Raw genomic sequence first — 15372 nt, 5'->3', positions numbered from 1 at the left:
TCAGTTTTTACTTAAAGACGAAAGAGTCACAGGGATAGACTCCGTCAAATAGATTTCTGCCGTATCAATATGAGCACGATATGCGATCACCTCAACGCCCTGAGTCATCACTTCTTCCAAGGCCGCTGCATACTTAGGATCAATATGCTGCGCTGGAGCAACGGACTGAATGCCAGTATGTGACACACAAAACATCAATACCGCACGATGGCCTGCTTTCACCATATCCGCTAATTCATATAAGTGCTTTCTGCCGCGCTCAGTAACGGCATCAGGGAAATATCCGTGGCCATCTTCCTCAAGCAAGGTCACATTTTTCACTTCCACATAACACAATGGCTTATGCTCATCACTCAACAGCCAATCAATACGACTGCCACTACCATATTTCACTTCGGCCTTCTGACCGCTATATCCCGACAGCTCTGCAATCTTACCCTGGGCAATTGCCTCGCCCACGACCTTATTAGGCAAGCCAGTGTTGATACAAGCGAGGAACTGCTGGTCGACTTCAACAATTTCCCAAGTGTAGGCCAGCTTGCGCTTTGGATTATCACTTTTTGACACCCAAACCCGCGCTTGATCCTGCTGACAACGGCGCATAGACCCCGTATTAGAGCAATGCGCAGTGATGACCTCCCCATGCACTAATTCAATATCGGCTAAAAAGCGCTTGTATCGTTTGATTAAGCGCCCTTCGATTAACTCTGAAAAATGCATCGTTCGGTCATACCTCTTTAAACTACTATCAGCTCCAATCTAGAATGACTTTCCCAGACGTACCGCTGCACATCACATCAAAGCCTTTTTGGAAGTCATCGATGCTGTAATGATGGGTAATAATAGGAGTAAGGTCTAAGCCAGATTGAATTAATGAAGCCATTTTATACCAAGTTTCAAACATCTCTCGACCATAAATGCCTTTTATAACAAGACCTTTGAAAATCACTTGGCTCCAATCGATCCCCATGCCCGCGGGCAAAATCCCCAGCAGCGCAACATGACCACCATGATTCATCGCTGCAAGCATTGAGTCGAACGCGTCGGCGTTACCTGACATTTCTAAGCCAACATCAAACCCTTCGCTCATTTTCAGCTCAGCCATTACGTCAGAAAGAGATTGCTTCGCTACATTGACTGTATGTTCGATACCCATTTTGCGCGCCAGCTCTAAACGGTAGTCGTTGATATCTGTGATCACCACGTGACGCGCGCCAACATGCTTCGCCACGGCGGCAGCCATAATGCCAATCGGGCCTGCTCCCGTAATTAGCACATCTTCCCCAACCAAATCAAAAGACAAGGCCGTATGCACAGCATTCCCAAAAGGATCAAAAATCGCGGCAAGATCATCTGAGATGCCATCTGGGATTTTAAATGCATTAAATGCTGGCAAAACAAGATACTCGGCAAAAGCACCTTCACGATTCACGCCGACACCAATGGTATTGCGACATAAATGCGTGCGCCCTGCTCGACAGTTACGACAATGGCCACAGGTGATATGCCCTTCACCTGAAACACGATCACCTACGTTAAATCCACGCACTTCTTGGCCAACTTCAACCACTTCACCGACGTACTCATGACCCACTACCATGGGTACAGGGATCGTTTTCTGCGCCCACTCATCCCAATTGTGAATGTGTACATCCGTCCCACAAATGGCCGTTTTCTTAATTTTAATCAACAAGTCGTTATGGCCGATCACTGGCCGATCTACTTGCGTCATCCAGATGCCTGACTCAGGCTTTAACTTGGCTAATGCTTTCATTTTCATCTATGAATAATCTCCATCTCTCGAGCGACTTCTATAAACACTTCGATGGCCCGATCTAACTGTTCACGGGTATGTCCTGCTGACATTTGCGTGCGAATTCGAGCTTGCCCTTTAGGCACGACAGGAAACGAGAAGCCAATCACATACACGCCTTTTTGTAAGGATCGTTCAGCAAACTCCGCCGCTAATTTCGCATCGCCTAGCATAATAGGAATGATGGCATGGTCAGCACCTCCCATCACAAACCCTTCTGTTTCCATTCGTGTACGGAAATATTGAGCGTTTTCCCACAGACGATTACGCAACTCATCGCTCTGCTTCAAAACATCTAACACACGAATTGAGGCATTCACAATCGCTGGAGCTAATGAGTTAGAGAATAAATAAGGTCGTGAACGTTGACGCAACCACTCGATCACTTCTTTTTTGCCTGACGTGTAACCGCCCGACGCACCACCTAATGCCTTCCCTAGCGTACCGGTTATGATATCAATACGATCCATCACATCATGGTATTCATGAGTCCCGGCACCGGTTTTTCCCATAAAGCCCACTGCGTGAGAATCATCCACCATCACTAAGGCGCCATATTGATCCGCTAAATCACAGATAGCCGGCAAGTTGGCCACAATGCCATCCATAGAAAATACACCATCTGTCACAATCAAGGTATGACGAGCCCCCGCTTCTTTTGCTGCTATCAGCTGTTGCTCCAAATCCGCCATATCATTGTTTGCATAGCGAAAGCGCATGGCTTTACATAAACGGACACCATCAATGATCGACGCGTGGTTTAATGCATCGGAAATGATCGCGTCTTCCTTCCCTAAGATTGTTTCAAACAATCCCGCATTGGCATCAAAACAAGAGGAGTAAAGAATCGTGTCTTCCATACCCAAGAATTCAGAGAGCTTCTGCTCTAGTGTTTTATGGATATCTTGCGTGCCACAAATAAAGCGCACCGACGCCATGCCAAAACCATGTTGCTCCAACCCCTCTTTTGCCGCTTGAATCAGCTCATCGCTGTTGGCTAAGCCGAGGTAGTTATTGGCACAGAAATTTAATACTTCTTCACCAGAGGTCACGCTGACTTCAGCTTTTTGCTGAGAGGTAATCACGCGCTCAGGCTTATAAAGCCCTTCAGATTTCACTTCGTCGATTTGCTGTTGAATATGCTGATAAAAAGTAGAAGTCATGATGAATACCTCTCGATCACGATGTTTAGTCAAGGCTTGTTAGCAGACAGAACAAGTCCATAGCCGATAACATTAAGTGTAATAGAGAGCTGAAAAAGAGATTATTGGGTTCATTGGAAAAGCATTGTTGAATCTCAGGCACAAATAGATTTTACTACGTCCCGATGACAATTCGAAAACAAGGCTCGATAATCATGCAAAACACCCAGCTCATTCCATTGCTACCGGACCTAGCAAGCTTTATCTTGATCGTGGAAGAAGGCAGTTTTACCGCCGCCGCAAAAAAACTAGACGTCACCCCTTCCGCATTAAGCAAGCTTGTGACACGCCTTGAAAAAGCATTATCCATTAAGCTATTTGAACGCAGCACGCGTACATTGCTGATTACTCGTTCTGGGCAAAAGGTGTACGATCAAGCGGTCATTATGTTGAATGCTGCCAAACAAGCCGTAGAGCTATCCCTTTCCGACCATAGCGAAATCCAAGGCACGCTCACCATTGCGGCCCCCGAAGCTTTTTTGAATTCGGTTATTCAGACTCATGTACTTCCTTTTCTCAATCGTTACCCACAAGTGAAATTACAGTTGCGGGTTGCAGACGGTGAAATTGATTTACTGCGAGATAATATTGATGTGGCCTTCATGCTTACCGACACACCTGATGAGCGTCTGATCCTGAAAGAGCTGGGCAAAACCAATCTGGTATTATGTGCCAGCCCAGATTACATCAAGCAAAGAGGCATGCCTGAGCATCCCAGTGAATTGGTCCAGCATGATTGTCTTTATCTAGCAGAGAATGACCATGATCATATCTGGCGCTTTATAAAGGGGGACGAAGTGCACTCTGTTTCTGTCACCGGACGCTATGCCGTGAACCACTCCCAAATGCGGTTAACCGGCGTTAAGAACGGATTAGGTATCGGTATATTGCACGACTTCGTTATTGCTGATGCTCTTGAAAAAGGCGACGTAGTACCTGTGTTATCGGACTGGACCTTACGCAGCAATTACCATGGTTTCATTGCCATGCAATACGCCCAGACTCGATACATGCCTGCACGGCTAAGGGTATTTATCGACTACGTCTGCGAGCACCTCATTCAGCGTTTAGCCTAGACAACAAAAAGCCCGCTTGGTGGATGAAGCGGGCTTTGAAGTGTTTATTGCTGTTCAGTGCAAGGTGTTACCTAACGCCAAATTATTTCCACTCGACGGTTATTCCCACTCAATAGTTGCTGGTGGCTTAGACGATACGTCGTAAGTCACGCGAGAGATGTGTTCGATTTCGTTGATGATACGACCCGACACTTTCTCCAGAAGCTCGTATGGTAGGTGTGCCCAGCGTGCTGTCATGAAGTCGATGGTTTCTACAGCACGTAGTGCTACCACGTATTCGTAACGACGGCCATCACCTACAACACCTACAGATTTAACTGGTAGGAATACAGCGAATGCTTGGCTTGTTTTCTCGTACCAGCCAGCGTTGCGTAGTTCTTCGATGAAGATCGCGTCAGCGCGACGTAGGATGTCTGCGTAGTCTTTCTTCACTTCACCTAGGATACGAACACCTAGACCCGGTCCTGGGAATGGGTGACGGTAGACCATGTCGTACGGTAGGCCTAGCTCTAGACCAAGTTTACGTACTTCGTCTTTGAACAGTTCGCGTAGTGGCTCAACAAGCTGCATCTTCATGTCTTCTGGTAGACCGCCCACATTGTGGTGAGACTTGATGACATGTGCTTTACCTGTCTTAGAGGCAGCAGATTCGATGACGTCTGGGTAGATAGTACCTTGTGCTAGGAACTCTACTTCCGTTAGCTTAGCCGCTTCTTCGTCGAATACTTCGATGAAGGTGTTACCAATGATCTTACGTTTCTTCTCTGGGTCTGCTTCGCCACCTAGTTTACCTAGGAACAGGTCTTCAGCATCCACACGGATAACGTTGACGCCCATGTTCTCTTTGAACATCGCCATGACTTGATCGCCTTCATTTAGACGAAGTAGACCGTTATCAACGAATACACATGTTAGCTGTGTACCGATTGCTTTGTGCAATAGAGCCGCCACAACAGAAGAGTCCACACCACCAGAAAGGGCCAGTAGCACTTTCTTGTCACCGACTTGCTCTTTCATACGATCAATCGCGTCTTGAGCAATGTTAGCTGGCGTCCATAGGGTTTCACAGCCACAGATATCAACAATGAAACGAGACAGGATACGACCGCCTTGTTTCGTGTGTGTCACTTCTGGGTGGAATTGTACGCCGTAGAACTTTTTGCCTTCGTGTGCCATCGCAGCGATTGGACAGCTTTCAGTTGACGCCATCAAAGCGAAGCCTTCTGGCATATCAACCACTTTGTCACCGTGGCTCATCCACACATCTAGCAAGGCAACACCGTTGTTTGCAACGTGGTCTTCAATGCCATCAAGCAATGAGTAGTTACCGTGTGTGCGGATTTGCGCGTAACCAAATTCACGCAACTCAGATCCTTGAACTTTACCGCCCATTTGCTCCGCCATGGTTTGCATGCCGTAACAAATACCTAACACTGGAACGCCTAATGTGAAGACGATTTCAGGTGCACGTGGTGAGCCTTCTTCAGCAACAGACTCAGGACCACCCGCTAAGATGATACCTTGAGGGTTAAAGTCTAGGATTTCCTGCTCTTCCATGTCGAATGCACGGATTTCACAGAAAACACCAATCTCACGAACACGGCGAGCGATCAGCTGCGTGTACTGAGAACCAAAATCAAGAATAAGAATTTTATGAGCGTGGATATCTTGCGACATTATTAGCTAGTCCTTCGCTCCTACCCAGTAAGAGCTGTTCAAAAAAAAAGAAGATGGGGCGTCAGACGCCCCATCTTGGTTTTTCATTAATCAGCGCTTAACCACCAACGTGGTAGTTCGGCGCTTCTTTAGTAATGGTAACATCATGCACGTGACTTTCACGCATACCCGCACCAGTAATTTGAGAAAATTGCGTTTGAGTACGCATCTGCTCAATGTTTGCAGAGCCAGTGTAGCCCATTGAAGAGCGAACACCGCCCATCAATTGGTGAACAACAGCTGCCATTGGACCTTTTGAAGGTACGCGACCTTCAATACCTTCTGGTACCAATTTTTCTACGCCGCTGCTTGCGTCTTGGAAGTAGCGGTCCGAAGAACCTTGAGACTGAGACATCGCGCCAAGAGAGCCCATGCCACGGTACGCTTTGAATGAACGACCTTGGAACAGAACCACTTCACCAGGTGCTTCATCAGTACCAGCCAATAGACCACCGACCATGATCACACTCGCACCGGCTGCAATGGCTTTCGCAATGTCACCAGAGAAGCGAATACCACCGTCTGCAATCACAGGAATGCCGCGCTCGTTCATTACCGCCGCTACGTTTGCAACCGCACTGATTTGCGGAACACCCACACCTGCGATGATACGAGTGGTACAGATCGAACCTGGGCCGATCCCCACTTTAACGCCATCAGCGCCTGCATCCGCTAGCGCGATTGCTGCTTCTGCTGTCGCGATGTTGCCGCCGATCACTTGTACTTGAGGGAAGTTTTCTTTCACCCAACGTACGCGATCAATTACGCCTTTAGAATGACCGTGCGCTGTGTCGACAACGATCACGTCAACGCCCGCTTCTGCTAGTGCAGTCACACGCTCGCCAGTGTCTGCGCCAGTGCCTACTGCCGCGCCAACACGAAGACTACCGTTGTCATCTTTACAAGCATGAGGGAAAGTTTGCGCTTTGTTGATGTCCGTTACCGTTACCATGCCGCGTAGTTCGAACTGCTCGTTCACAACCAACACTTTTTCGATACGGTGTTCATGAAGTAGCTTACGAATAGAACCGCTAGAAGCGCCTTCTAGGACAGTCACTAGACGCTCTTTTGGCGTCATGATATCAGCAACGGTTTTATCGAAGTCTTTGATAAAACGAACGTCACGGCTGGTTACGATACCGACTAGGTCTTTTCCTTCAACAACCGGTACACCAGAAATGTTGTGTGCCGCAGTCAGATCCATCAACTCGCGAACGGTCGCGCCTGGGTGAATCGTTACTGGGTCTTTGACAATACCACTTTCGAACTTTTTCACGCGACGAACTTCTGCCGCTTGTTGCTCAATCGTTAGGTTTTTGTGGATAATGCCAATGCCGCCTTCTTGCGCTAGGGCAATCGCCATGCGGTGTTCAGTCACCGTATCCATGGCAGCGGAAACAAGAGGAAGATTTAGTTCGATGCCTTTCGTGATGCGTGTTTTTAGGCTCACGTCTTTCGGCAGAACTTCAGAATAGCCTGGGATAAGCAAAACGTCATCAAACGTTAGTGCTTGTTGTGCGATTCGTAACATAATAGGGAATTTCCAATGCCAACTGGGTTTAAGATGGCAAGTAATTCTACTCCAACATTGTGATTCGGTAAATCAAAACCACGGGACATTGATGAAAAATTTTACAACTTTGCACAGTTCAGAACCGACTTTTACCGTCTCAGAATTAAACCGCCAAATTCAGCAGTTGTTGGAAGCCAGCTTGCCATGGATTTTGGTAGAAGGAGAGCTCTCTAACCTTGCCAAACCAAGCTCAGGTCATTGGTACTTTTCCTTGAAAGATGATCGCGCACAAATACGCTGTGCGATGTTCAAGGGCAAAAACATGGCGGTCAAGTTCAAGCCCAAAGATGGTGATCTGGTTCGACTTCGCGCAAGAGTGACCTTTTACGGCGCGCGCGGTGACTGCCAACTGATGGTAGAGTCCATGGAAGCAGCTGGCGAAGGTGCCTTGCAAGCGGCCTTTGAGCGTTTGAAGAACCAATTACAAGCGGAAGGATTATTCGATCCAACTCACAAGAAAGCCCTCCCTACTCGTCCAGAGCGTGTTGCGATTATTACCTCAGCCAAAGGCGCAGCGGTGCGCGATATGGTCATCGCCTTTAAACGACGCTTCCCATTGACCGAGCTAACGATTTTACCCACCCTTGTTCAAGGTGAAGGGGCTGCGAAGAACATTCGCCAACAACTGGAACGTGCCGATGTCAGTGGGCATTTTGATGCCATCATCGTCGGACGTGGCGGTGGCTCGTTAGAAGACCTTTGGAGCTTTAATGACGAAGCGCTCGCTCGCGCCATTTATCAGGCTAAAACACCAATTGTTTCAGCAGTAGGCCATGAAGTTGATTTTACCATTGCAGACTTTGTGGCGGATGTTCGAGCCGCGACGCCAACCGCTGCGGCTGAATTATTAAGCCCCGATGTACGCAATCTAGAACAGCAAATTGCACATTTTGAGCACCTGTTTACACGCCGCTTTGAGCAAACCTTACAACAGCATCAGCAGCGCTTAGATTTCCTCACGCAACGTATTCGCCACCCCAAAGAGCGTATCGAGCAACAGCAAAATCGTTTAGATCAAAGCACAAAGCGTTTATCTCAAGCCATACTCAGCCAACTTGCACAGAGGCAAGTGCGCGAAAGCCACCTACAACAGCGTCTTAAACAAGCCAGCCCAAATGCGAAGGTAGCCGCTCATCAGGAACGCATTGAAAGGCTTCAGCAACGACTGAATCAAGCCTTAGGTCAAACACTGAACCAGAAACAGCAGCGCTTCGCCCAGACTATTGAAAAGTTGGATTTGGTGAGCCCTTTGAACATTCTTTCTCGAGGTTATGCCATTGCCAGCAAAGACAAGCAGGTGATTCGCTCTTGTCATGATGTGAGCGAGGGGGATGATATTAATATTCGTGTTGCGGACGGCACTCTAAAGTGTCTCGTCAAAGAAACGTCATAATGTCCCCAGTTGTTCCTTTTTTCATCAGATAAGAAATCGTTACAGTAGGAACTTATCGACAAAAGGAACTCCTATCATGACCGCGAAAGACTTATCCCTGGGCTTAATTATTATCTTCGCTTGGGGATTCAACTTCGTTGTCATTCGCTGGGGACTCGATGCCATGACCCCGATGATGCTCGGCGGCATGCGTTTCTTGGTCTTGGCATTGGTCGGCTGCTTTTTCTTTGCTCGCCCTAAGACTCCATTAAAATGGTGTTTACTCTATGCCTTGTCCTTGAACTTTGGCCAATTTGCTTGGCTGTTCTGCGCCATGACATTTGGCATGCCAGCAGGATTAGCGTCTTTGGTATTGCAGTCGCAAGCCATCTTTACACTAATCTTCTCCGTACTCTTGCTAAAAGAAACGGTACGGCCTTATCAAATATTGGCGGTTACGATTGCCTGCGGCGGACTGGCGATCATTGGTGCTGCGGGAGAAGACACCTCGATGACCGTATTGGGCTTTATTTTGACCCTAGCGGCGGCGTCTAGCTGGGCATTGGGTAACATCACCACCAAAGCTATTATTCAGAAAGGCTACCAAGCAGACCTTAGCTTAATCGTATGGAGTGCGGGGATCGCGTCTGTGCCCTTCTTCATTACCTCTTACTTTGTCGATGGCCCAGATCTGATGTGGTCTAACCTGAAGGATATCAATTGGAGCACCGTTGCTGTTCTTGGCTACCTCGCCCTATTCGCCACATTGGCAGGCTATGGCCTTTGGAGCCAACTGATGTCTCGCTACAGTGCTGGCACCGTCGCGCCACTGTCATTAGGCGTCCCCGTGGTTGGCTTAACCTCTGCGGCGTTGGTACTGAATGAAAGCATCAGCCACCAACAGTGGGTTGGAATTCTTGTCGTACTGTTAGGTTTAATGCTCAACACTTTTGGCGGACGCTTGCGCCACGGCCAGCCAAAGATACGCACATAATACCGCCAAGAATCACCGCACCACCCAATGCCAGTGACAGGGTTAAGGTTTCGCCTAAAAATATTGTCGAAGCTAATAATCCTGTAACAGGAACGCCTAACATGGCGTTCGACATACTCGCGGAAGACAAGTGTTTGCTGGCAGCATTGATGGCCACAAATGAAAAAGCGGTCGCAAAAGGTCCCATGTACAACATCACCCACCAAAACGTAGCGCTGAAGTCGCCAGTGAAGCCTCCTTCAAAGTAATACGCCAAAGGAATCAGACAAGCGCTCGCGAGCAACATTTGCCAAGGTGCCAGCTGGTAAGCATTACTGTCCCCTTTATGATGGCGAAGGTGCAAAATACACAGCGCCCAGCATAGGGAGCAAAAAAGCAGTAACGCATTACCTTGTAGTACGGCTGTATCGCTCCAATCCATGGTGGCAGGATTCAGCAAAATGAGCACGCCTACGAATCCAATCACGGTACCTGCAATCTGCATAGTACTAAAGCGCTCTCGCAGCACGAACAAAGCAATCGGTGTCACCCACAAAGGGGTGGTGTAACCCAATACTGCCGAGCGCCCTGCCGAGACACTTAACATGGCAATCGCCCCTAGGGCAGTGAACATCATCATCTGTACCAAACCAACGCTGGCGACAATCGGAAGGTCTTTGCGCGTTGGCAGTTTCACCTTGCCTGTAATGGCCTGCAACGAGAATAAGCAAACACATCCCATCACGAATCGTACGGCAGCAAACCAAAGCGGTGAAATATGTTCTAAACCCAGTTTCATCACTGGCCAATTGCCACCCAGCGCAACGACCGCTAACGCAAACATTAGGACGATTTTCAGTTGATTAGGCAACGAAATTTGAAAGCGTTTCAGGCTGGAAATAGGATAGTTTTGCGTGGATGTAGATGGCATAGATCACCTCGAAGTTTGATCTAACCATTGTAATTTCTGCCGTCGAGTTTTATTTTCCTATTATCTCTCTTAAATCTCTGAATTAGAGAAAATTTACCCTTCAAAATTAAATTTTAAAGAAAATATCATGAGTCAGCTTGATAAAACCGATATATTGATTCTTAACCAAATCCAAGAAAATGCTCGCATCACCCACGCTGAGCTCGCCAAAGCGGTTAACTTATCCACCACGCCTTGCTACAACCGTATCAAAGCCATGGAAGAGAAAGGCCTTATTAAACAGCAGGTAACTTTGTTGGAAGCGGAGAAGCTAGGTCTAACGCTGAACGTATTTATCCACGTTACCCTTGAGAAACAAGTAGAAGAAGCCTTACAGAGCTTTGAAGAAGCGATCAGTGATCGCCCTGAAGTGATGGAGTGTTATCTTATGACTGGGGATGAGGATTACTTATTACGTGTGGTTGTACCGAATATGAAAGCACTGGAGAAGTTTATCCTCCAGTACCTTTCAAAGATTCCCTGCGTAGCCAGCATTCGCTCTAGCTTTGCCTTAAAGCAAGTACGCTACAAAACCGCTTTGCCGCTGCCAGAACAGGGATTAACGCTGCATTTGGACTAGCCGACTGCTAGTCCTTACGATCCAGTTTGTCGCTCAGGGCCTGCACTTGCTGCTGTAGTTGCGAGATTTGCTCAACCAGCGCTTGATGATGGTCCTCTTGGTGCTGCTGTTCTTCAGCAGATGTCTCACGGCTCATTACCTCTAGCACCACACCTACCATCATATTTAAGAACACAAACGCGGTTAAGAAGATAAACACCACGTAGTACATCCAGCTCAGTGGGTATACGGCCATCGTCTCATACATGACGTCGGTCCAATCTTCGAACGTGGCGATGCGGAACAAGGTCAACATGGAAATGGCGATATCACCCCACAGCGTTTCGTTGATGTCCTCAAAAAAGATCGAACCCATCGCACCAAAAATGTAGAAGATGATAAACATCAATAAAGCGATGTAACCCATCTTCGGAATGGCTTTTAGCAAGGCATTAATCAAAACGCGTAGATCTGGGATGATCGATACTAGTCGCAGCACTCGTAATACGCGCAACAGACGCGCCACCAACACCATATCGGTATTGGATATCGGCACTAAACTACCAATCACGATTACAGAATCAAACAGGTTCCAAGGATCTTTGAAAAACTCACGTTTGCGCTCATAGGTGATAAATCGCAAGAGTATTTCTGCGAGGAAAAACACGGTGATCAGCGTATCCAGATAGTTAATCGCTAACTCAACGGAATACGGGAGCGGGTACGTTTTTGCCCCCACCGTTAAGGCTGCAATGATAATAATGCTGATGATAAAGCCTTGGAACCAAACGCTGCGCTCAACACGCTTAAAGACGTCAAACCAAGACTGAGAACGGGCCGTAGTCATTACCTGATATTACTCCTAAGAAATACTCACAATGAGCGAAGAGTACCTTCAGACAATGACGAAAGGAATAGCCCCTCAAGGAGAATCCAAAAGCATACCTTAAAAAGTTTGAGCAACACTTGAATATATGGAAAAACAAATATATATTTATTTGCATATACGAAAATTCAGATATAAAAGGTAGACTTTACTATGTTTCAGGATAACACCATACCGAACCTACAAACGGAGCAACTTGACATCCCCTCTTTACAAAAATGCCAACCCAAAATAATCGAACACCCACCTCGCATATTATTACTCTACGGATCTTTAAGAGAACGTTCTTTCAGTCGTCTAGTGATTGAGGAAAGCGCTCGATTATTACAAAGCATGGGAGCAGAAGTCAGGATTTTTAACCCTGAAGGACTTCCACAGACAGATGTGGCGGATGACCAGCACCCTAAGGTTCAAGAGTTAAGGTCGCTCATGATTTGGTCAGAAGGACAGGTGTGGTGCTCTCCTGAGCGTCACGGGTCAATGAGCAGTATCTTCAAAAGCCAAATTGATTGGATTCCTTTAAACGTTGGGGGAGTTCGACCAACCCAAGGAAAAACGCTGGCCGTGATGCAGGTATGTGGAGGGTCCCAATCATTCAATGTAGTGAATCAATTACGTATTTTGGGGCGCTGGATGCGCATGGTCACAATCCCCAATCAATCAAGTGTTGCAAAGGCCTTCTTAGAGTTTGATGACAATAATCGGATGAAACCATCCCCCTATTACAATCGGATCGTTGATGTCATGGAGGAGTTAATGAAGTTCACATTGTTACTAAGAGGAAGTAAGGACTATTTCGTAGACCGATATTCGGAACGGGTAGAAAGTGCAGAGCAACTCAGCCAACGGGTAAATCAAGCCTCTATTTGAGCATTATCCAATTAACCATTTTAGCTAAGAGATGACAATGATTGTAATTCATCACAACCCAGAATGCGGCACTTCTAGAAACGTACTGCGAATCATACAAGATGCGGGCTACACTCCAATTATTATTGAATACCTTAAGGATGGCTGGACTCGCAACCAGCTGATGGCGCTATTTGCAGCGGCGAATATCACTCCAAGAGAAGCCTTACGCATCACCAAGTCGCCAGCTCAAGAAATGGGACTTCTAGATGACGATATTACCGATGAACAATTGATCAAGGCTATGCTTGAACACCCAATATTAGTCAATCGACCGATTGTGTGTAGCCCTAAGGGCGTAAAATTGTGCCGCCCTAGTGAAAGTGTATTAGACATACTAGATCAGTGGCCTCAAGGGCCATATTTCAAAGAAGACGGCGAAAAGATCTTAGATGATAGAGGCCGAAAGCTCTGACAAAGAAGGAATGTTAGCTGCGCTTCACACGCACGACTTTCATGACTTCCATATCGATCCCAGCAACGGACTCTTGAGCAGGGTAATAGGTCAGGTTTACACGTGCGCCTCGTAGCGAGTGGTACTTCCCTTGACGTTTAAAGCGGAATGGCACGTCATAACCTTCGATCATCAAAGTATGCAGCACCCAGTCTTCTTGATTACGTTGTACATGGGATTTAACTTTCATTGCGTCGCTATGAATGAGGCCGGGATGCTTAGTGATCAGGACTTCGGGTTTGGATTTCATGGAACTCTCCTACCGAGCTTGTGGTGTGAAATGTTAGACGAGGCCATATAGTATGCCACAAACCCGATCAGCTGAGTAAATTTTGATCAATTTTTACTTATTTCTGTATCCGCTTCGTCATTTTTCGATATTTCTTTATACAGAACAGAGTGACGCTTAGCGTCTGCTTCATCACGATATATGATGACGCCTTTTTGCAGAATCATACTATTAGGGTATGTCACCGTATCACCTACCAGTCGCGTAATGATGACATGAAAGGCCGATATCTCATGGATTTGTCCAAGAATTTCTTCATCTTTATCAACGACTTTAATCCAATCTCCAACCCGATAGGGAAAGCCAAAAAAGACAATCAGACTGGCTGTTACATTGCTTAATATTGACCATTGAGCGAACAATGCGATACCGACCACAGCAAAGACAGAGGAGAAAAAGACCGCTAATTGGCCATATCCAACGCCTAACACAACACAGAACAGGAATACAAACACTGCGGTTAAAGCAAGATTCACCATCTTTGAGATCAAACTAACCCGCAAATCATTCAATGAACGACGCAACCCCACCGAGTGAATCGCCTTTGAAGTTAATCGCAGCGCAACGACATAAGCCAAGATCAATAACGCGAGCAAACCTATTTGCACTAACATGCTATGTAACTCCACTAAAGAACAAAATACAGCGCCAAAGGAATGCACGCCAATGACATTAAATTACCCAGTAAAACGATGGATGCAACCTTTTGCGGCTCCTGCTGAAAGATTTCCGCCACCATATAATTCAACACCGCCGGCGGCAGACAAGCAAAGACAATTAAATAACCAAACCACTCTTCTGTTAAACCAAATAGCCAATAGAAGATTAGTGCCGCGATTAGACCGCTTAACGGGCTCACTAGCCCACTAACCACACCAATACGCCACTGCCCAAAGTCGACATCGGTCATTCGTACACCCAAAGCAAACAGCATTAATGGGATCGATATCTGTCCAAGCATATCTACCCCAGTACCGATCGATGGAGGCAGGCTCCACCCTTGAACACTCCAAACCACACCTAATACCGTGGCTATGATCATCGGCATCTTCAGCAGATTCATCAGATTGGTCTTCGGATTGAGGAGGTACATACCTAGGGTAAAATGCAGCAGGTTCTCAGTTAAAAACATCACCACAGCAATAGGCAGCGCTGACTCACCAAACGCCAGAACCATCAGCGGGATACCTAAGTTACCACTGTTATTAAACATCATTGGTGGCACAAAGGTCTTGAACTCATAGCCCAGCAATCTGGCAATCGGCCACGCGACAAAGCCCGAGCCGATGACCACGAACGCCGAGGCAGCAATTAAGGGTTGATACGCTTGTATTTGGAAATCTTTCGCGGCCATGACCGAGAAGATCAAAGCAGGGATAAAGACGCTCATATTGATTCGATTGGCGACGCTCATGTCTGTCGGTCGAACCCGAGCGTAAAAGAACCCGATCAAAACAATGATCAGTAATGGGAAAACCGTATTAAAGATTTGCTGGAAGAGACTCGACGTATCCATATAACATCCTTGGCAACTAAGTCGTTAGAGTAACGAGGTTCGCCAAGAACGCCAACTATTAGCC

17 protein-coding genes (1 of these 17 only partly in view) are annotated in these 15372 nt (G+C 46.9%); 7 read left to right on the top strand and 10 right to left on the bottom strand.

What is annotated here, in order from left to right:
* Window positions 1-52, top strand: the final stretch of a protein-coding gene (locus ACXAC1_RS08715; protein WP_475060901.1) for a LysR substrate-binding domain-containing protein. 830 nt of this gene lie to the left of the window's left edge; the window shows 52 of its 882 coding nt (coding positions 831-882); its start codon lies off the left edge, out of view; its stop codon occupies window positions 50-52.
* Here ACXAC1_RS08715 and sfsA read toward each other — a convergent pair.
* The 3 genes from sfsA to ACXAC1_RS08700 are packed head-to-tail and all read right to left on the bottom strand — an operon-like array spanning window position 1 to window position 2976.
* The gene (sfsA, locus tag ACXAC1_RS08710) at window positions 1-720 is read right to left on the bottom strand and encodes a DNA/RNA nuclease SfsA (protein WP_475060899.1); all 720 of its coding nucleotides are present in this window, start codon (window positions 718-720) and stop codon (window positions 1-3) included. The two genes, ACXAC1_RS08715 and sfsA, sit on opposite strands and share 52 nt — an antisense overlap.
* 28 nt (window positions 721-748) lie before the next feature.
* Complete coding sequence (gene tdh / locus ACXAC1_RS08705) at window positions 749-1774, bottom strand: L-threonine 3-dehydrogenase (RefSeq protein ID WP_475063804.1); 1026 nt, start codon at window positions 1772-1774, stop codon at window positions 749-751.
* A 2-nt stretch (window positions 1775-1776) separates the two neighbouring features.
* The gene (locus ACXAC1_RS08700) at window positions 1777-2976 is read right to left on the bottom strand and encodes a glycine C-acetyltransferase (RefSeq protein WP_475060896.1); all 1200 of its coding nucleotides are present in this window, start codon (window positions 2974-2976) and stop codon (window positions 1777-1779) included.
* A 194-nt stretch (window positions 2977-3170) separates the two neighbouring features.
* On the opposite strand from ACXAC1_RS08700, the gene ACXAC1_RS08695 reads away from it, so the two are divergent.
* Window positions 3171-4091, top strand: a complete 921-nt coding sequence (locus ACXAC1_RS08695; RefSeq protein WP_475060894.1) for a LysR family transcriptional regulator — start codon at window positions 3171-3173, stop codon at window positions 4089-4091.
* Window positions 4092-4190: 99 nt separating this feature from the next.
* Here the strand turns inward: ACXAC1_RS08695 and guaA are convergent, their stop codons facing one another.
* Window positions 4191-5768, bottom strand: a complete 1578-nt coding sequence (gene guaA, locus ACXAC1_RS08690) for a glutamine-hydrolyzing GMP synthase (RefSeq protein WP_199464079.1) — start codon at window positions 5766-5768, stop codon at window positions 4191-4193.
* Window positions 5769-5865: 97 nt separating this feature from the next.
* Window positions 5866-7338 carry an IMP dehydrogenase gene (gene guaB, locus ACXAC1_RS08685; protein WP_475060892.1) on the bottom strand — a complete coding sequence of 491 codons (1473 nt, stop codon included), beginning with the start codon at window positions 7336-7338 and terminating at the stop codon, window positions 5866-5868.
* A 91-nt stretch (window positions 7339-7429) separates the two neighbouring features.
* Between guaB and xseA the strand changes: the two genes are divergently transcribed.
* Window positions 7430-8773, top strand: a complete 1344-nt coding sequence (xseA, locus tag ACXAC1_RS08680; RefSeq protein ID WP_475060889.1) for an exodeoxyribonuclease VII large subunit — start codon at window positions 7430-7432, stop codon at window positions 8771-8773.
* Window positions 8774-8849: 76 nt separating this feature from the next.
* Entirely contained in the window at window positions 8850-9746 is an 897-nt protein-coding gene (locus tag ACXAC1_RS08675; RefSeq protein ID WP_475060887.1) for an EamA family transporter, read from the top strand.
* Here ACXAC1_RS08675 and ACXAC1_RS08670 read toward each other — a convergent pair.
* A complete protein-coding gene (locus ACXAC1_RS08670) occupies window positions 9694-10656 on the bottom strand; it encodes a DMT family transporter (protein WP_475060886.1) in 963 nt (320 codons plus the stop codon). The two genes, ACXAC1_RS08675 and ACXAC1_RS08670, sit on opposite strands and share 53 nt — an antisense overlap.
* A 127-nt stretch (window positions 10657-10783) precedes the next feature.
* Here ACXAC1_RS08670 and ACXAC1_RS08665 point away from each other — a divergent pair, with 127 nt between their 5' ends.
* The gene (locus ACXAC1_RS08665) at window positions 10784-11275 is read left to right on the top strand and encodes an Lrp/AsnC family transcriptional regulator (RefSeq protein WP_133565300.1); all 492 of its coding nucleotides are present in this window, start codon (window positions 10784-10786) and stop codon (window positions 11273-11275) included.
* Window positions 11276-11282: 7 nt separating this feature from the next.
* Here ACXAC1_RS08665 and ACXAC1_RS08660 read toward each other — a convergent pair whose 3' ends face one another.
* The gene (locus tag ACXAC1_RS08660; protein WP_475060883.1) at window positions 11283-12101 is read right to left on the bottom strand and encodes an ion transporter; all 819 of its coding nucleotides are present in this window, start codon (window positions 12099-12101) and stop codon (window positions 11283-11285) included.
* Window positions 12102-12293: 192 nt separating this feature from the next.
* Here ACXAC1_RS08660 and arsH point away from each other — a divergent pair, with 192 nt between their 5' ends.
* Entirely contained in the window at window positions 12294-13010 is a 717-nt protein-coding gene (gene arsH, locus ACXAC1_RS08655) for an arsenical resistance protein ArsH (protein ID WP_475060880.1), read from the top strand.
* A 37-nt stretch (window positions 13011-13047) separates the two neighbouring features.
* Window positions 13048-13464, top strand: a complete 417-nt coding sequence (arsC, locus tag ACXAC1_RS08650) for an arsenate reductase (glutaredoxin) (RefSeq protein WP_475060878.1) — start codon at window positions 13048-13050, stop codon at window positions 13462-13464.
* 13 nt (window positions 13465-13477) lie between these two features.
* On the opposite strand, the gene ACXAC1_RS08645 is transcribed toward arsC, so the two are convergent.
* From ACXAC1_RS08645 to ACXAC1_RS08635, 3 genes are all read right to left on the bottom strand, one after another.
* On the bottom strand, window positions 13478-13753 hold the full coding sequence (locus ACXAC1_RS08645; RefSeq protein WP_475060875.1) for a hypothetical protein: 276 nt from the start codon (window positions 13751-13753) through the stop codon (window positions 13478-13480).
* An 86-nt stretch (window positions 13754-13839) separates the two neighbouring features.
* Complete coding sequence (locus ACXAC1_RS08640) at window positions 13840-14406, bottom strand: mechanosensitive ion channel domain-containing protein (protein WP_475060873.1); 567 nt, start codon at window positions 14404-14406, stop codon at window positions 13840-13842.
* 14 nt (window positions 14407-14420) lie between these two features.
* On the bottom strand, window positions 14421-15308 hold the full coding sequence (locus ACXAC1_RS08635) for an AEC family transporter (protein ID WP_475060871.1): 888 nt from the start codon (window positions 15306-15308) through the stop codon (window positions 14421-14423).
* Window positions 15309-15372: the final 64 nt, after the last annotated feature.

The sequence above is a fragment of the Marinomonas sp. AWM4_232 genome (assembly GCF_056158325.1).
Note: the sequence above shows the minus strand (reverse complement) of the source record. Positions and strands in the feature narration are given on the sequence as shown.